18 protein-coding genes are annotated in these 16,520 nt (G+C 38.8%); 6 read left to right on the top strand and 12 right to left on the bottom strand.

The features are described from left to right. Positions 1 to 11 precede the first annotated feature (11 nt). Positions 12 to 788, bottom strand: coding sequence for a polyphosphate polymerase domain-containing protein (locus T356_RS18370; RefSeq protein WP_081777741.1), 777 nt, complete (start codon positions 786 to 788; stop codon positions 12 to 14). 164 nt (positions 789 to 952) lie between these two features. On the opposite strand from T356_RS18370, the gene T356_RS0104505 reads away from it, so the two are divergent. Next, positions 953 to 1,435 carry a hypothetical protein gene (locus T356_RS0104505; protein WP_026513466.1) on the top strand — a complete coding sequence of 161 codons (483 nt, stop codon included), beginning with the start codon at positions 953 to 955 and terminating at the stop codon, positions 1,433 to 1,435. Here the strand turns inward: T356_RS0104505 and T356_RS0104500 are convergent. The 6 genes from T356_RS0104500 to T356_RS0104475 all read right to left on the bottom strand — a co-directional run bounded on the left by T356_RS0104500 (position 1,430) and on the right by T356_RS0104475 (position 7,591). Beyond that, entirely contained in the window at positions 1,430 to 2,857 is a 1,428-nt protein-coding gene (locus T356_RS0104500) for an O-antigen ligase family protein (RefSeq protein WP_197020873.1), read from the bottom strand. The two genes, T356_RS0104505 and T356_RS0104500, sit on opposite strands and share 6 nt — an antisense overlap. Before the next feature lie 30 nt (positions 2,858 to 2,887). Then, positions 2,888 to 3,577: a response regulator transcription factor gene (locus tag T356_RS0104495; protein WP_026513464.1), complete on the bottom strand. Its 690-nt coding sequence runs from the start codon at positions 3,575 to 3,577 to the stop codon at positions 2,888 to 2,890. 18 nt (positions 3,578 to 3,595) lie between these two features. Next, entirely contained in the window at positions 3,596 to 5,116 is a 1,521-nt protein-coding gene (locus T356_RS18365) for a sensor histidine kinase (protein ID WP_035780399.1), read from the bottom strand. A gap of 129 nt (positions 5,117 to 5,245) precedes the next feature. Beyond that, positions 5,246 to 6,001, bottom strand: coding sequence for an amino acid ABC transporter ATP-binding protein (locus T356_RS18360; RefSeq protein WP_035780396.1), 756 nt, complete (start codon positions 5,999 to 6,001; stop codon positions 5,246 to 5,248). Positions 6,002 to 6,013: 12 nt separating this feature from the next. Then, on the bottom strand, positions 6,014 to 6,694 hold the full coding sequence (locus T356_RS0104480; RefSeq protein ID WP_026513463.1) for an amino acid ABC transporter permease: 681 nt from the start codon (positions 6,692 to 6,694) through the stop codon (positions 6,014 to 6,016). 24 nt (positions 6,695 to 6,718) lie between these two features. After that, positions 6,719 to 7,591 carry an amino acid ABC transporter substrate-binding protein gene (locus T356_RS0104475; protein WP_035780394.1) on the bottom strand — a complete coding sequence of 291 codons (873 nt, stop codon included), beginning with the start codon at positions 7,589 to 7,591 and terminating at the stop codon, positions 6,719 to 6,721. A 461-nt stretch (positions 7,592 to 8,052) separates the two neighbouring features. Between T356_RS0104475 and T356_RS0104470 the strand changes: the two genes are divergently transcribed. Beyond that, complete coding sequence (locus tag T356_RS0104470; protein WP_026513461.1) at positions 8,053 to 8,835, top strand: methyltransferase; 783 nt, start codon at positions 8,053 to 8,055, stop codon at positions 8,833 to 8,835. A gap of 76 nt (positions 8,836 to 8,911) precedes the next feature. On the opposite strand, the gene T356_RS20165 is transcribed toward T356_RS0104470, so the two are convergent. Then, positions 8,912 to 10,105 (bottom strand): exonuclease domain-containing protein, encoded by a 1,194-nt coding sequence (locus T356_RS20165; RefSeq protein ID WP_051563143.1) that lies wholly within the window; start codon positions 10,103 to 10,105, stop codon positions 8,912 to 8,914. Positions 10,106 to 10,282: 177 nt separating this feature from the next. On the opposite strand from T356_RS20165, the gene T356_RS0104460 reads away from it, so the two are divergent. From T356_RS0104460 to T356_RS0104440, 4 genes are all read left to right on the top strand, one after another. Continuing rightward, positions 10,283 to 11,326, top strand: coding sequence for a hypothetical protein (locus T356_RS0104460; protein WP_026513460.1), 1,044 nt, complete (start codon positions 10,283 to 10,285; stop codon positions 11,324 to 11,326). 20 nt (positions 11,327 to 11,346) lie between these two features. Further along, entirely contained in the window at positions 11,347 to 11,760 is a 414-nt protein-coding gene (locus T356_RS0104455; protein WP_034468655.1) for a GNAT family N-acetyltransferase, read from the top strand. A gap of 37 nt (positions 11,761 to 11,797) precedes the next feature. Continuing rightward, entirely contained in the window at positions 11,798 to 12,328 is a 531-nt protein-coding gene (locus T356_RS0104450; RefSeq protein ID WP_051563142.1) for a DUF3267 domain-containing protein, read from the top strand. Positions 12,329 to 12,598: 270 nt separating this feature from the next. After that, positions 12,599 to 13,258 carry a hypothetical protein gene (locus tag T356_RS0104440; protein WP_026513457.1) on the top strand — a complete coding sequence of 220 codons (660 nt, stop codon included), beginning with the start codon at positions 12,599 to 12,601 and terminating at the stop codon, positions 13,256 to 13,258. Positions 13,259 to 13,269: 11 nt separating this feature from the next. On the opposite strand, the gene T356_RS0104435 is transcribed toward T356_RS0104440, so the two are convergent. From T356_RS0104435 to T356_RS0104420, 4 genes are all read right to left on the bottom strand, one after another. Beyond that, positions 13,270 to 13,986: a DUF6036 family nucleotidyltransferase gene (locus T356_RS0104435; RefSeq protein WP_026513456.1), complete on the bottom strand. Its 717-nt coding sequence runs from the start codon at positions 13,984 to 13,986 to the stop codon at positions 13,270 to 13,272. Continuing rightward, positions 13,979 to 14,542, bottom strand: a complete 564-nt coding sequence (locus T356_RS18350) for a helix-turn-helix domain-containing protein (RefSeq protein WP_051563141.1) — start codon at positions 14,540 to 14,542, stop codon at positions 13,979 to 13,981. The genes T356_RS0104435 and T356_RS18350 overlap by 8 nt, the downstream gene beginning before the upstream one ends. A gap of 166 nt (positions 14,543 to 14,708) precedes the next feature. Further along, positions 14,709 to 15,173, bottom strand: coding sequence for a 6,7-dimethyl-8-ribityllumazine synthase (ribH, locus tag T356_RS0104425; RefSeq protein WP_026513455.1), 465 nt, complete (start codon positions 15,171 to 15,173; stop codon positions 14,709 to 14,711). 148 nt (positions 15,174 to 15,321) lie between these two features. Continuing rightward, on the bottom strand, positions 15,322 to 16,518 hold the full coding sequence (locus tag T356_RS0104420) for a bifunctional 3,4-dihydroxy-2-butanone-4-phosphate synthase/GTP cyclohydrolase II (protein WP_026513454.1): 1,197 nt from the start codon (positions 16,516 to 16,518) through the stop codon (positions 15,322 to 15,324). Positions 16,519 to 16,520 lie beyond the last annotated feature (2 nt).

The following is a 16,520-nucleotide window of genomic DNA, read 5'->3' as shown; positions in this document are numbered from 1 at the left end:
TTATGTCTTTGTCATACCGCTCTACGCAGTGCAACAATCTTAGATTTGTCTTCTTTCTTAGGTATGATACCTTTATTCGCCATTTCAAGCGTCTGGCCATACATATACTCAAGATATCCTCTTCCGTACTTGGAAAAAGATGTCTTTCTGATATTCAATTCATCAAGGATGGTCGCCAGTTCAGGAGACATAGCGCCCGCGATCTTGAGTTCCATGAGGTGTTGTCCCGGAAGCAAAATTTCCTTTCCCGCATTTCCTTCCTTGAGACTAAGTTTATCTGTTCTCCATCTGATATTTGTATCAAATGTGATCCTAAGTTCTGGATCGTTTATTCCTACCATTGCAATTCGGTCATACGAAATAACCATTGCCGGGGCAAGCCCCTTGTAATACTTGAGGAAATAGTCTATCTCATTTGAGATCTGCGACTTTTCCTTTGGCTCCTTATGATTCATAAGGTAGTCAACAGCTTCTGAATATGGCATGGAAATTCTTCTTTTGTAGACGACTCCCTCAAACTTTTTCTTGATCTCAATAAAAGATGTTGTGTCATCTTTTGCCGTTCCATAACTTCTTAGTCGAAGCTTTTCCTTATAAACGGGTTTCTCCAGAGATCTTTCGACCAGTTTAAAGTCAGGTGTATCAAAATAAATGTTTTGGATGGAAGTTTTTCCGTAGCTGTCTACTTTGGCCATATTTTCAAGCTTTTTCATGAGCTGTGTATATTGCTCATCATCAAGCAGATATTTAACTTCAATTCTTTGAAAAACATCTTTGAACCCTGCCATTCCTTCTCCTTTCCGACTGAGTTTTTCACCTCCTTAAAAATTTTATTAGCTCAACCTAAAAATAACTTAAAAATGACAAAAATAGTTCGCAATCATGTTAATTATTATGTTATAATGGAGGTGTAACATCGGCTGTCAATTTTCACAGAAAAAATGAGGTGGCTATGTATAAAAAGGGTGATAAAGTCATTATTCTCGATTACAGCGGAAAGCCCGTTGTTCCCAATGTTGTCGCAGTCGTAGAAGATGTCATAGCAGATGACAGAGTACGGCTACTTTTACCTGACAACGGTTGTTGTATGGAATTTGTCGACAGATTTGAAAAGATCGATGAAAAGAAGTACGACCAGATTCTCCACGCAGTTCATGAAAATGAAAAAGATCTTCCTGTTGATCTGCAGATAGATATCAGAAAATTTGCAGCAAAACATCCCCGCCGCAGAAAAGATGAAATTCTGAACATGTTCGATCAGGATAAGCGGTATATCTCGATTCTTCAAGCTTATTCCGGCCGTGTAATGATGTATGGAAAGGAAAATATCAACGAACATTTCCTTTATGAATATAATGACGCAGTTCGCGGAATAATAAAAACAAGAACATTTTTCCATGAACTTGATGAAACGATTCCTGTTCCGGATCTATGATTGTTCGCCGTTTGCCACATATAATCCAAGTCCCAGGCAGATAAACATATACGGCGTTGAAAGAATCTGGGAAAAAGAAATCATTCCGTTAAGATAATAAGAAACTATAGGGAGCGCGCAGATAATTGCTGTGGGCTCCTTTTCTGTATCACATTTTCTAAGGCTGTTAAGCACATAAAAAGCAATAAAGATCATGCACATAACGCCGGACAGACCGCCTTCTATAAGTTCCGTAAGAATAATGCTGTGAGCATTGGTAAGTCTGTTCCCTGCTCCAAACGTTTCCTTTAAAAGCTCTGCCCTATTCGGATCCGAATAAACATAAGAACCAAAGCAGTCTCTTCCTATCCCGACAACTTTTCGGAAAGGAGAAAGACCGTTATACATATCTATAGTCATGCGCCAGATTATTCCTCTGCCATTTTGCGCAAGCTCATCAAATCTGTAGGCCACGAAAGCAATCGCAGAAATCGCAAGGATAGCGGAAATAACAATATATCTTTTCCTATATTTCTCACCATTCCAGCTTTTCTCAGGGCTCTCTTTAAAGAGCGCTACTATTCTGTATACAAAAAGTGATGCTGCCATGAGAACTATCCCAACATTCATGTCGCAGATATGGATAAGAATATTGTCCGTGTATGTATATTTTCCCGGAAATATCCCCAATAGAATCTTAACCTCGAACATTGCCATTCCGAGTAAAAAGAACTGGATGATCAGCGCCAGTAATCTCTCTTTTTCATAAAGGGCATACCAGATAAGAAGTCCGTACGTTCCGGCAAGGATCAAAATCGCGCTCTCGCTCCCCTGTACAAAAAGAGACATTATCATTACAACGCTGTAGACACTCCACAGATAGAACTGCTTTCCATAGACCTCGCGCGTTGCGGCAAATCCTACTCCGATTGGGACAAAAACAGACAGATACCCCGCATACCAGTTAATATTACCGACACATGCCACAAAAGAGGGTTCCGTACCTGAAACTCTGAGAAGATTAATTCCAAATCTCTCCGTTATTACAAGAATTGCTATGATAAAAGGCACCGCGAAGACAGCGGCTAAAGTATATCTGTTTAAAATCGCGCCCTCTGAAAAAGCAGCGCAAAAAAACAGCATAAGAAACATTGTCGCAAAACCTGTTCTCCATCCTTCAAGCCCGAAAAAACTAACTTTTTTATCCAGGGAAAAAACAAGATTTATCAGGTTAATGCAGACAAATGCCTTAACGATACTTGCAGTATCAGATTTTTTCTCTCTTTCTCCGAAAATGTCGGGAAGGTATGCCAAAATAATAAGAGCTGCCGTAACAGCGCTTATTATCATATACATGACTCCCTTTTCTTCCCCGAGCATATAGTATCCGTCTCTCATATATACAGGAAGGAAAGCGGAGAGCAATATCATATAAAATGTCAAAAGAATTCTTCTGTACTGCATATTACAAAATCAAACTTTGAATCGATATCCTACGCCCCAGATTGTCTCGATGTACTGAGGGTTTGATGTATCGTATTCAATTTTCTCACGAATTTTTTTAATATGAACCGTTACCGTTGCGATGTCACCGATGGAATCCATGTTCCAGATCTTTCTGAACAATTCTTCCTTGGTAAATACGTGGTTGGGGTTCTCAGCAAGGAATGTGAGCAGGTCGAACTCTTTTGTTGTAAAGCTCTTTTCCTCATCATCCACATATACTCTTCTTGCAGTCTTGTCTATCTTAAGGCCTCTTATCTCAACAAAATCATTTGTCTCGTGTCCTGAGCCCACAAGTCTTGAATATCTTGCCATGTGCGCTTTAACCCTGGCCACAAGCTCTGACGGGCTGAAAGGCTTAGTGATGTAATCATCTGCACCAAGTCCCAGTCCTCGTATTTTGTCGATATCATCCTTCTTGGCGGAAACCATGAGAATCGGCACATCTTTTTTTTCTCTGATGTGCTTACATACTTCAAATCCATCCATTCCCGGAAGCATAAGATCCAGGATGATAAGATCAAATTCTTCGGCAAGTGCGGTGCGCAGCCCTGCGTCTCCCGTGTTCTCGATAGCTACCTCGAAGTCACTAAGCTCTAAATAGTCTTTCTCAAGGTCAGCAATTGCCTCTTCATCCTCAACAATAAGAATTCTGCTCATACACTCTTCTGCCTTTCTTTAAGTATTATGGTCAACTGTAACTGTTTCAGAACTGTTTGCATACTCAACGAATTTCCTGAGCACAAAATGCATACACGTTCCCTCTCCCTCATGGCTTGTTGCCCATATATATCCGCCATGATCCTCTATGATCTTCTTTACGATGGATAAACCAATTCCGCTTCCGCCCTGTTTGGAATTTCTGGAAGCATCCGTTCTGTAGAATCTGTCGAAAATATTCGGAATGTCTTTTTGTGCGATACCTTTTCCGTTATCTTCAAGTTCTACGCGGATAGAATCGACCTCATCCAATATCCTTATGTCTATCTGCCCCGTGCCGTCTTCTCTGTCGAGATATTTGACACTGTTACTGACTATATTGTTCACCACTCGCTTAAGCTGCTCGGGATCTGCAACTATCTGTGTATCAGGCCCCGTCAGATTCGAGTAATTAAGTTTTATTGACTTACTTTCAAGATCTGCACCGATTTCCTCGATACAATCACCGAAATATTCCGCAACATTAAGTTTTACAAAGTTATACGGAATTCTGTTGTTGTCGATACTCGAGTATAGCGTGAGCTCATTGATAAGATTATTCATGTCATTTGCCTTGTTGTAAATAATCTTAACATACTTGCGCTGCATCTCGGGATTGGCGGCTACGCCTTCCATAAGTCCCTGAGAGTATCCTCTTATGGCAGTTATGGGGGTCTTAAGATCGTGAGAAATATTACTGATAAGCTCTCTGTTCTGCCGTTCTCGTTCTATCTTCTCTTCCGCAGATTCTTTGAGCCTTAGGCGCATGTCTTCGTAATTTCTGTAAATAGCGCCAATCTCGCCCTTTTCCTTGATGTCCGTCGGAAGCATATAATCAAAGTTACCGTCCTTAATGTGCTGCATGGCAACATTAAGTTCATCAATAGGTTTGAAGAAACTTCTTCCCATCCATGTAGTCAGCAAAATACTTGTTACCAAAAGAATAAATACTATTGCAACGGTCATAAATATTATTAGTGATTTGGTAAAAGTTGCGCTGCCTTCAGATATAATATAAAGACTTCCGGGCTCACCCGTTGAAAAAATGAAGTCGTACTGTCTTACAAAAAAATGTCTTGTCTTAGTGAAATAAACACTGTTAATACCGGTTCCGTACCTATAAAGATCGCCTCTTACGTTTTGAGCTCTTTCTAAATTTGCGGCATCAACGTAATAAATTTTATCGCCTTGTATTACAACTACATATGAATATATAGTTGCAAGTTTCTCATCTAATTCGTGGAGAACTTCAAAATCCTCAAGAACAACCGGATTAATGAATCGCTCTGTATCAAATTCCAATATTAGTTCGTCTGTTACCTTCGCAAATGTTTCATACGGATCGGAAACCATATTGTAGTCTACAGAGCCTGAGTGTTCCTGCATTTTTTGCTCATGCGCAATATACCTTCCAAACAAAAGGAATGTACCAAATGCAAGGGCTAACGGAAATATGACAATTACCAATGAAGTAATAATGAGTTTCGTACGGAATCGCATAATAACCCCCTACTCTTTTTTAGTATACCATATTTTGTTAATATGTGGATATATGGGAGATAATTGTGAAAAAAATAAGATGCCGGCCAAAAAACTATTTTCCAGTCTTTTGGGGCATCTATATTATTCTTATATCACATATTCAAGTTTATCCGCAAAATGTCCTAGGAATTTGATTGTTCTCTCGTCCTTTGGATTCTTAAGAACTTCTTTCGCTGTTCCCTCCTCAACTACTTTTCCGTCTGCAAGGAATACAATCTTGTCCGCAACATCAAGAGCAAATTCAAGTTCGTGTGTAACGATCACGGAAGTTATATGCTGTTCTTTTGAAATTCTTTTTATTATCTCGAGAACGTCCTGTACTTTCTCGGGATCAAGCGCACTTGTCGGTTCGTCAAAAAGAATGACATCGGGCTTAAGTGCAAGAGCGCGTGCGATTCCGACTCTTTGCTGTTGTCCGCCGGAAAGCTGAGACGGGGTGTGGTCTTTCCAGTCAAGGAGGCCAACCTGAGTAAGATTCTCAATAGCGATTTTCTCTGCTTCTTCCTTATTTATCTTTTTTGCCTTGATAAGCGGAAGCGTTATATTCTGAAGCGCAGTCTTATTCTCGAAGAGACTGAAGTTCTGAAAGACCATTGCTGTAGACTGTCTGATCTCAAGAATCTCTTTGCTTGTAAGTTTGGCAAGGTCATAGCTCTTTCCCGCGATTGTAAGTGTCCCTTTATCGGGAGTTTCAAGTAGGTTGATGCACCTTAAGGCTGTGGATTTGCCTGCGCCGGAAGGTCCGATTATTGCTACGGTCTCTCCCTTATTAACTTCAATGTCTATTCCGCTTAGTATTTCTTTTGCTCCGTATGACTTGTGCAAGCCCTGTAGTTTTATCATCTTGGTTTCTCCTTATGCGGTCTGCACTTTGCGCGAGTTATAGCTAAGTTTTTTCTCTGCGTATTTTTGAAGATAAGTCAGACCTGTACTAAACAGAAGGTATATGAGCGCAACCTCTATGTAGAGTGCAAGCGGCTCATAGGTTGTGGCAACTATTCTCTGTGTCTTCATGAACATCTCGGTTATCGTAATGTTCGCTGCAAGTGATGTGTCTTTTATCAGAGAAATAAAAGTGTTAAAAAGCGCCGGTATGCAAGCCTTTATCGCTTGCGGAAGGACTATGAAATATATCGCCTGCCATGAGGTGAGCCCGCATGCAATCGCGCCTTCTGTCTGGCTCTTGGGAACCGAAACTATCGCACCTCTTATGGTCTCCGACGCATACGCTCCGACATTAAGTGAAAAAGCTATGATCGCTGACGGGAATGCGGGGATGTTGAGCCCCACGCCCGGTAAGCCGTAGAAGATGATAAACAGCTGTACAAGAAGCGGTGTTCCTCTGAATACCCACACATAAAATCTAAAGAATTCAGAGAGTACTTTTATTTTCAGCACTCTGACCACCGCTACCACAATTGCCAGTATCATTCCGATTGCAAAAGAAATAAGTGTCAGCGGAACTGTAACTGTAATCCCGCTTAGCAAAATTTTTGGAAGTGCGTCCGCTATTATTTTTAGTAATCTTGCGCTCATAGTATTCACCGTCTTTTTGCACTGTCAGTGTGCAACTGTTATATCCTCTCCGAAGTACTTCTCTGAAATGCTCTTAAGTGTTCCGTCATCGCGAAGCTCCTTAAGTACTGAGTTAACTGCTTCCTGAAGATCGCTGTCATCTTTTCTTATAAGGATTGCAGACTCTGTTGCTTCATCGGAAGTAGCTACAACCTTTGCATTTGCGTCAGGCTGGTTTGCCTTGTAATCAAGGAAAGTAACGTTGTCATTTACTGTCGCATCCGCACGTCCCTGAATAACAAGCTGGATTGACTCTGAAAATCCGTTTGTTGAAACGATCTTGCCGCCGTAGCTCTCTGCAAGTTCTGCCCAGTTACTTGTAACTGTGAGCGCAACGTCTTTTCCCTTGAGTTCTTCAAAGCTGTTTATATCTGTGTTGTCACCGTTTACTATGACTACGCCGTACACGTATGTATATGGATCTGAGAAAAGATATTTCTCTTTTCTCTCATCTGTGATGGAAACCTGATTTGCGATGGCATCATACTTTCCTGCATCAAGTCCTGCGATGATTCCGTCCCACTGTGTCTCTGTGAACTTAGCTTCAAGTCCGAGCTTGTCTGCAATCGCCTGTGCAACTTCAACATCAAAACCTGTGAGCTTGTCGCTGTCATCATGGAATGAATACGGTGCATAAGTTCCTTCTGTTGCAAAAGTGATATATCCGTTTTCTTTTGCTGTCTCGTAGGTTGTCTTTGCTCCGGATTCCTCTTTGGCCTGTCCTGCTTCGCTTCCTGCCTCCGCTGATGCTTCTCCTGCTGTATTTGTTTCTGTTGACGATGCTTCCTCACTTCCGCATCCTGTAAGTATTGTTCCAAAAACACCGACTGTTAATAGTGCTGCTGCTAACTTTTTCATAATATCTTTTCTCCTATACTTCTGTAATTCTCTGTCCCCTTGGGATGGAATCATAGTATCATCGGAGGCGTCTGTTGAAAATTCAATTGATTTTATGTCTGGCAATAAGGATTCATTATCGCGGGATATGGTATGATATCTTAAATGAAATTACAGAAATCCGCACTAGCTGCGGATTTCGTGAGAAAGTGATTCAAGAGTCAACCAAGCCTCATCGACAAAGTCGATTCAAATTGGCTTGGTTGATGCATTCTTGAACTTTATGTTCAAGAATGTATACTCTATTGAACGAATTCTGTTTGGAGGTACTCATGAGAACACGAGACAATTACTCGGTGCAGTTTTAATGCTGACAGCAGGTTGTACCGAGGTTAATTGATGTAAGATGCTGTCACATACTGCACCGGACAAATTGGATCAATAGGTAGTTATATTGGGTAAATATTTGAAAAGGAGCAGTTATGAATACAGATAGAATAGATAGATTGAAAAAAGAATGGATGGCAGAGGAAGAAATTGCGCATATTCACGGATGGGATTTCTCTCATATTCATGGAAGATATGAAGAGGAAGATGACCTTCCTTGGGATTACAGGCAGGTTATCGATGAAAGCCGTGTTGATAGCATGAAGTTACTTGACTTTGATACAGGCGGCGGAGAATTTCTTTTATCCCTTGGACACCCATATGCTAATACCGCAGCTACAGAAGGATATTCACCGAACGTTGAGTTGTGCAAAAAAGAATTGTTGCCGCTTGGAATTGATTTTAAAGAATGTGACGATGCTTCATTTATTCCTTTTGATAATAGTTCTTTTGACATGATAATAAACAGACATGGTGATTTTGATCCTGTGGAAAACTTCAGGCTACTTCGGCCGAACGGAATATTTATTACAGAGCAGGTCGGCAGCGAGAATGACAGGGATCTTGTAAAGATGGTGCTTCCTGATGTACCTGCGCCATTTCCTGAGCTTAAGTTATCTATTCAAAAAAGAAGGTTTGAAGAGTCCGGATTTGAGATTGTCAGAGCTGACGAGTCCTTTAGGCCTATAAGATTTTATGATGTCGGCGCATTTGTCTGGTTCGCGCATATCATCGATTGGGAATTCCCGGGGTTCTCGGTGGATAAATGTTTTGATAAACTTCTGGAAATGCAGGAAGAGATTGATAAGCGCGGATTCGTGGAGGGGACAATTCATAGATATCTTATTGTTGCGAAGAAAGACTCCCTTTGCATATGATTATTCTCAAAGTTTGCGGAGGGCTGTCGCACTAAGCAAATGCGACAGCCCCTTTCCTGTAAATATTTTTGCATTCCTACTGAATAGCATTTGCTTCTTTTATGAAATCTTTTTCTCTTACAATCTGAATATCTATGCCTTTTCCCTTATATTCAAGTGCTTTCTTTATCTTGGTTCCATAATTACCTGCTACCCACAATCTACTTCCTAATGCACCTACAATAACATATTCCGTTTTCTTAACTACTCTATCGTCTACTATTCCTCCTTTACTTTCTATAAACTTTATTACTACTTCTTTATCTCCCATCTCAAAGTCACCGGTAATTACAAAATGCTTATTTAAAATAGTTGTAATTGGAATATGCTTACTATTCTTTACCGGATCAAGCCACTCATTAATTAGTACTTCCAAACTTTTTAATTCTAATTCTTCAATTACTCCATCAGATAATATCTTTTCTAATTCATTAGAAATCTCATTAAAAGGATAGTTCCCCTTTAAATTAGAATTTTCTTTTATCCACGTTTGCAATTCATAAAATTCAGCATTGCTAATCTCTTTATCCTCAACAATTTTATTCATGATTTTTCTTAAAATATTTATAGCAAGACTTTCTTCGCTTAGCTTTGTTTTATAAGCAAACTCTGTTCCTTGATATATCTTAGGTTCAAGTATTTTTCCACTTTCTCTTATTTTGGTAAAAACATTGTATGTAATAAAACAATCACTTAACGCATTATGTGCTCCAGAAGTATCAATACCAAGTTGTTGTGCAACAGTAGTCAACTTGTAATCCTTAAGTCCTGGAAATATGCCTCTTACATGTTGATATAAATCAATATAATGAACACTTATTTTTTCACCATTTAAAAGATTTACTCTTGTGTTTAATAATGGTAAGTCAAATCCTCTTATGTTGTATCCTACTAAAATAAAATTTCCAACATACTGCTTGAACTTATAATATACTTCTCTAAAACTTGGAGCTGAATTCAACATATCATTTGTAATGTGATTTACCGCTATTGCTTCATCTGGATTTGGTCTATGTGGTTTTACCAATGTATCAAACTTATCGACTATCTTTCCATCACATACTTTTATCGCGCTGATTTGAACCGGTTCAGAATAATAGATACTTGTACCTGTTGTTTCAATATCAAAAAAAATATAAATATTATTCGATTGTTTCCCAATATCCTTCTTTAAAGCATCTATTCGTGATGCTACACCAATACTTTTAAGTAATTCATCAAAAAAATTCATTATTTTCCTTTCTAACCGATTACGAATTATCGTTAAATACTTTTACAAGATAATAATATTTTTTTCTAATATATGTCAATTGATGCAAAGTATATAAAAGTATATAATGATACCAAAAGTATATAGAAGTATATAAGTATTCACAAAGTATATAAATGTATATAGGAGGAGCCGCATATGGAACGAAATCCTTTTGTAATAAATTTCGGAAAAGTACCAAGTCAATATATAAGCAGAGAGCTGATAATCGATGAGATTGTTCAGGAGATGACTGACGAAGATTCGCAGAATACTTGCTTCATGCTTACGGGAACCAGAGGAAGCGGTAAGACTGTAACCATGACTGCAATTGAGAAAAAGATTTCCATGTCAGAGGACTGGATTGTAATAAGGCTGAACGCTGAGAGAAATATGCTCGAAAGCTTAGTAGGCAAGCTATATGACAGCAGAGAATTCGTGACAAAATTTGTTGATGCAAATCTTAATCTTTCAAAGTTCGGAATTGGCCTTAATATCAAGACCAAGTCTCCTGTCGCTGATATTGAATCTGCGCTTGAAATAATGCTTAAAGAAGTTCGAAAGAAAAAGAAAAAAGTTCTCGTAACTGTTGATGAAGTATCCAATACCGCTTTTATGAAAGAATTTGTGAGCAGTTTCCAGATTCTTATAAGGGAAGAATTACCTATATTCCTGCTGATGGCAGGCCTCTATGAAAACATCAGCAATTTAAAAAATGCAAAGAATCTCACTTTTTTATACAGAACACCGCAATATGAGATGGAGCCGCTCAACCTTACTTTAATTGCTGCGAAGTATTCAAAGGTATTCGGAATCGATAGAGAAAAAGCAATGGATATGGCGCTTATTACAAAGGGCTATCCCTTTGCTTATCAGGCCTTGGGTAAATACATCTGGGAAGAAAAAAATCATGAATTAACCGAATCTGTTCTTATAAAATTTGATGAAGCGCTCAGCTACTACGTTTATAAGAAGATGTGGTCCGAACTGTCTGAAAAAGATAAATGGTTCATGTCCTTCATAGTAAAAAAGGATGTCATGCCGGTTTCCGAACTGCTTGAACTTACTAAGCAAAAGAAAAACGAGTTTTCACAGTACAGAGAAAGACTTAGAGACAAAGGACTTATCGATGTTTCCGGCAGAGGAATCATTAAACTTAATTTGCCCAGATTTGATGTGTTCGTAAAAAATGAATTGAGATAATTTTTTTCCGGAGGATAACTATGATAAGACTCGTTGAACTCAAAGATAAAGAATCATGGTACTCCCTCGATAAGCATCTACCTGAAGCGGTATTTGATGAAAAGGTAGCATGCAAGCAGGGGTATGTTTATGTTGAAGATGAAAAGGTTATCGGTGTGCTTAGATATAACCTTTTCTGGGACAATACGCCGTTTTGTACAATGCTCTTTATTGATTCTACTTATCGCAGTAAAGGCTACGGAAAGCAGATGATTGAATACTGGGAACAGGATATGAAATCACAAGGCTACGGAATGATCATGACATCTACGCAGGTCGATGAGGATGCTCAACATTTTTATCGCAAGCTTGGTTACAAGGATTGTGGCGGATTTATCGTAGATATTCCGGGATATGAGCAACCTATGGAAATGATCATGATAAAGAAAATATAGATGCAATATGACTTACAATAAGTAGGAGCAAATAAACATGCTTTATATTGGCAAAGAATTACCCCAAATGGATATTGATGAAAATGAGTATAAACCTTTTATCCGGCATGAATGGTTCCGCAGAAATTATATGTGGTTTGCATATGGATTGATGATATTACTTTTTATAACGGCTTTATCTCTGGGAAGGCTACGTGCAGGACACTTCATGATCAGATTAGTTCTTTTTGCAATAACATATATGGTACATGAATTGCTACATATTGCGACTGTTTTTCGAAAAGGCGATATTTACTTAAATCGCTCCGGTATATATTTGTGGTTAACGCCGGATTTTATTTTATCCAAGCGAGAATTCTGGATTTTCATGACTTTACCGTTTCTTGCGCTTACTTGCCTTGTGGGTTTTAGCTCTTATCTGGTTTCTGAACACGTTGGCATATATCTTAAGTATATTGCATGGATCAATTCGATAATTGCCGGCTCTGATATTATAAATTCAACACTTATTATGATGATGCCGCGAAATTCATTTTTTTATCGAGGATATTTTAAGACCCTGGCATAATTCTGGGAGGATTATGGGACAACTCAAGTGAGATAATTCTATCATCAAAACGATTAAATGAAAGTTTAAGTTATTGGAGTAATGATATGGGATTATTTTGGGTTGGAATATCTTGTCTTTTGGTAGCAACTGTAATGATGCTACTTCAATATGGGTTTTATGCTTTTTTGATAATAATATTTATCATTTTGCTTCTTTCTTCTCGGAAGAAATGATGTTCAAGAAATACATGTTTATTGCAACCGTAATATTGAGAAGGAAGTGAAGCATATGCCAACGAATTGGGGTGATATAGCACCTGCCACACGAAGAAATAAAGATTATATGAAGGGACAGCCAAGTCCCAAGAATACCGTAGCATATTGTCATAATATCAGACATCTTGGAGCACTATCCAAAGATATGCTAAAGAAGCATCAATGCTTGCAGAAAAATTGTAAATTACTTGAAAAGAATGAAAATCATCCATATTGGAATCAGAGATATTGGCATAAGGTTACCAAGACCAGAGAAAAGAAGTACAAGAAATACCTTGATAATTATGTTCATCCCGGAGTAAAAAAAGTCACAGGAAATCTTTTAAACGTAAGCAGTTCCAATCTTAATTCAGATCTTAGCGAAATGCTTCAGTTCTTTGATAAATTAGATATCTTCCACGCATATCTTTTTTATAAAGATAAATCCATGAAAATGAGATATGTAGGTGGCTTTTATGGAAGTGAAATAGCCCATGAGGAATCTACAAAACTCATTCTCAGTGGTCAAGGAGATTATCTCATTATTGCCGGAGAAGAAGGAAACATAATAGGCTACAGAGTTGAGAGTAAGAGCAAAGCACTTATCGAGATTGACCTGTCTTGGGGATATCTGTACCCTGCTCTATTCAAGATAGTTATGGATGATATTGATATGAGAAAAAACAGAACGTAATACGAGTATTATTATTTTTGCTTTCTCTCAGATGCTATCTTCTTTGCCCTTTCCAGTACATCTGATAAATTATCAGCAGATAATTGTTCTCCATATGCTTCTGCGTTTTTGAGGAGCTGAAAGTTTTTCCTCTCGCTACTTCGTTCCTCATCATAGAGATTTTTTAAATCTATGGCACCATAGATTTCATCTAAAAAAGCCACTGCCTCTTTAGAATGTTGTAAAGAATCTACACTTCCGTAAAGATTTTCCACTGCGGTAATGATTTCCTCTTTACTTATTTTTTCTTCTGAAATAACCCCTATAATATCAGATCTGTCATATTTATAAGGACGCAGTGAAGCTAATTTCATTGCAATAATATATGGTCCGGGCATAGTTCTGACATGAAGAATATTTGAAAAGGTTTTATATGGAATTGAATATTGCGGTATCTTATCAGAATATGAACGAGTCTTTTTAAAATCATCATTGAGCCAACCGCTTTTTAATCCATTTTCATCACCAACAATATTTATGGCATCTTTCATAACGGAAGATGCTCTTATAAATGCATCTATATCTGTAGTTGAATTACGGAAACCAAATCTTGATACAATTGCTGCTCCGCCTATCAATATAATTTCCGCATCAGTATATTTTCCATTAAGCTTTCTAAACACTTTACCTACTTGTTTAAGATAATTATCCAAATTTTCTTTTGAATAAAAGATATCATTATCAGCCATGTATCACATCTCCCTCGACAATGTTGAATGCTAAAAACTCAGGAATAGCATCTTTTTCCATTTTTTTCAGAAGCGAATTTTTATTGGTCAACTTTTTTTCTATAACCGCATCAATAGGATAAATCTTTTCTTTTAATTTTTGACTTCTGATGTAGTTGTAGTTTGTACACTTTGGGATATCATTTAATCTGCTGAGATAATCAACCATGGCAACCATATACATTGCCTCAGCGTAGCAACATAATCTCCAAAAGCGATCTATCTTCTTATCTTCCAGAACCTCAATAACATACTCGACCTGGCCCATACGATTCACCAAATGGCATTGTTCACTCTTAAATAATGTGAATGTATATTTCTGATTGCATAAAAAGACCAAATCTTCCACTGACAGATCCAACGCTTTTGCTATTGGCAAAACTTTACCCAAGGCACAATTATTTATATCAGATTTGCCATTCACCAAATTATATACTGTCGGATATGATACTCCGGATAATTCTGCCAACTTGTATAAAGAAATTTTCTTATTTTTTATATACTCGTCTATAAGCATATCTTCTACCTCGCACTCATTATATACGTTGTCGTATATATCTCTTGTCCAAATTATATACGCTAACGTATATAGCAGTCAACATTAATTATATACGTCAACGTATATATGATAAAACAAAAAAATCCGAGACTTTTACATCCCGGATTTTCTCGCGTATATCTTTTTACCCCAAATTTCTGATAAGATTAGCCATCTCAATAGCGCCCTGTGCACATTCAAAGCCTTTGTTTCCTGCTTTTGTGCCGGCTCTCTCGATTGCCTGTTCAATATTGTCTGTTGTGAGGACACCGAACATGACAGGAATGCCGCTGTTTAAGCTGACCTGAGCAACACCCTTTGATACTTCGGCGCAAACGTAGTCATAGTGAGATGTCGATCCTCTGATAACGGCGCCGAGACAGATAACTGCGTCGTACTTGCCGCTCTTTGCCATCTTGTCAGCGATAAGAGGAATCTCGAATGCACCGGGAACCCAGGCAACATCGATATCATCATCGTTTACGTTCTCTCTTTTGAGCGCATCTACGGCACCGCCGAGGAGCTTGGATGTGATGAACTCATTGAATCTTGCAACTACAATTCCTACTTTAATCTTTTCCGATACCAGATTTCCTTCAAAAACTCTCATATATTTTTTCTCCTTAACATTATTTATGTTCTTGTATTTAAATGATATCAGGGACTAAACTCTATCAATTGCCAAAACCATGTTAGTCCCTGAGTTCATTGTGGTCCCATCTAATAAAATCCCTATTTGATTGATATTTTCGCAATCGTCATACCTTCAGGATATGTCCCATGCGGATCTTCTTGGTCTGAAGATAGAACTTATCGAACGGATTCGCCTCTATCTCTATCGAAACGCGCTTTGCTATCTTCATACCGTAGTCCTCAAGCTGATAAACCTTATCGGGATTATTGGTCAAAAGATCCAGCGACTTAATTCCAAGGTCTCTAAGTATCTGCGCTCCTGTGTAGTATTCGCGCATATCTCCGGGGAAGCCCAGAGCAAGGTTTGCATCAAGGGTATCTGCTCCTTCGTCCTGCAATTTATAGGCTTTGAGCTTGTTCACAAGTCCTATACCACGTCCTTCCTGACGCATGTACAAAAGAACTCCACGTCCCTCTTCAGCGATCATCTTCATCGCCTTATCAAGCTGCTGTCCACAGTCGCAGCGCATTGAACCGAACACATCTCCTGTGAGGCACTCGGAATGCACTCTGCAAAGAACATCTTCTCCGTCTGAGATATCTCCCATAACAAGTGCAACATGATGCTCACCGTTTATCTTGTTGATATAGCAATGCGCCTTGAACTTACCGTATTTAGTCGGCATATTTGCGATTGAAACACACTCTACAAGGTTGTCGTAGATTTTTCTGTACTCAGCGATATCAGCGACCGTTATGTACGTAAGGTCATGCTCTTTTGCAAAATTCTTAAGGTCCTCCTCACGCATCATTGAGCCGTCTTCTTTCATGATCTCACAGCAAAGGCCGCACTCTTTGAGCCCCGCAAGTTTAAGAAGATCTACAGTTGCTTCTGTATGCCCCTGTCTCTCTATAACACCGCCGCTCTTGGCAACAAGGGGAAAAAGATGTCCCGGCCTTCTTAAGTCATACGGATTACACTCATCCGACGCACACATCCTTGCTGTCATCGCTCTTTCATCGGCAGATATTCCCGTAGTTGTGTCCTTGTGATCGATTGAAACAGTAAATGCCGTCTCATGGTTATCTGTGTTGTGATTGACCATGGGATTAAGGCAGAGCCTGTTTGCAATTTCTTCGCTGATCGGCATGCAGATGAGGCCGCGTCCGTACTTAGCCATAAAGTTTACGACTTCTCCGGTCACGTTCTCAGATGCACATATAAGATCCCCTTCATTCTCTCTTTTCTCATCATCTGCAACTACGATGAGCTTTCCTTCTCTCAGATCTGAAAGAGCTTTTTCTAAAAGTTGCTTATCCATTT

The organism is Butyrivibrio sp. LB2008 (assembly GCF_000621565.1).
Classification (GTDB): domain Bacteria; phylum Bacillota; class Clostridia; order Lachnospirales; family Lachnospiraceae; genus Butyrivibrio.
Note: the sequence above shows the minus strand (reverse complement) of the source record. Positions and strands in the feature narration are given on the sequence as shown.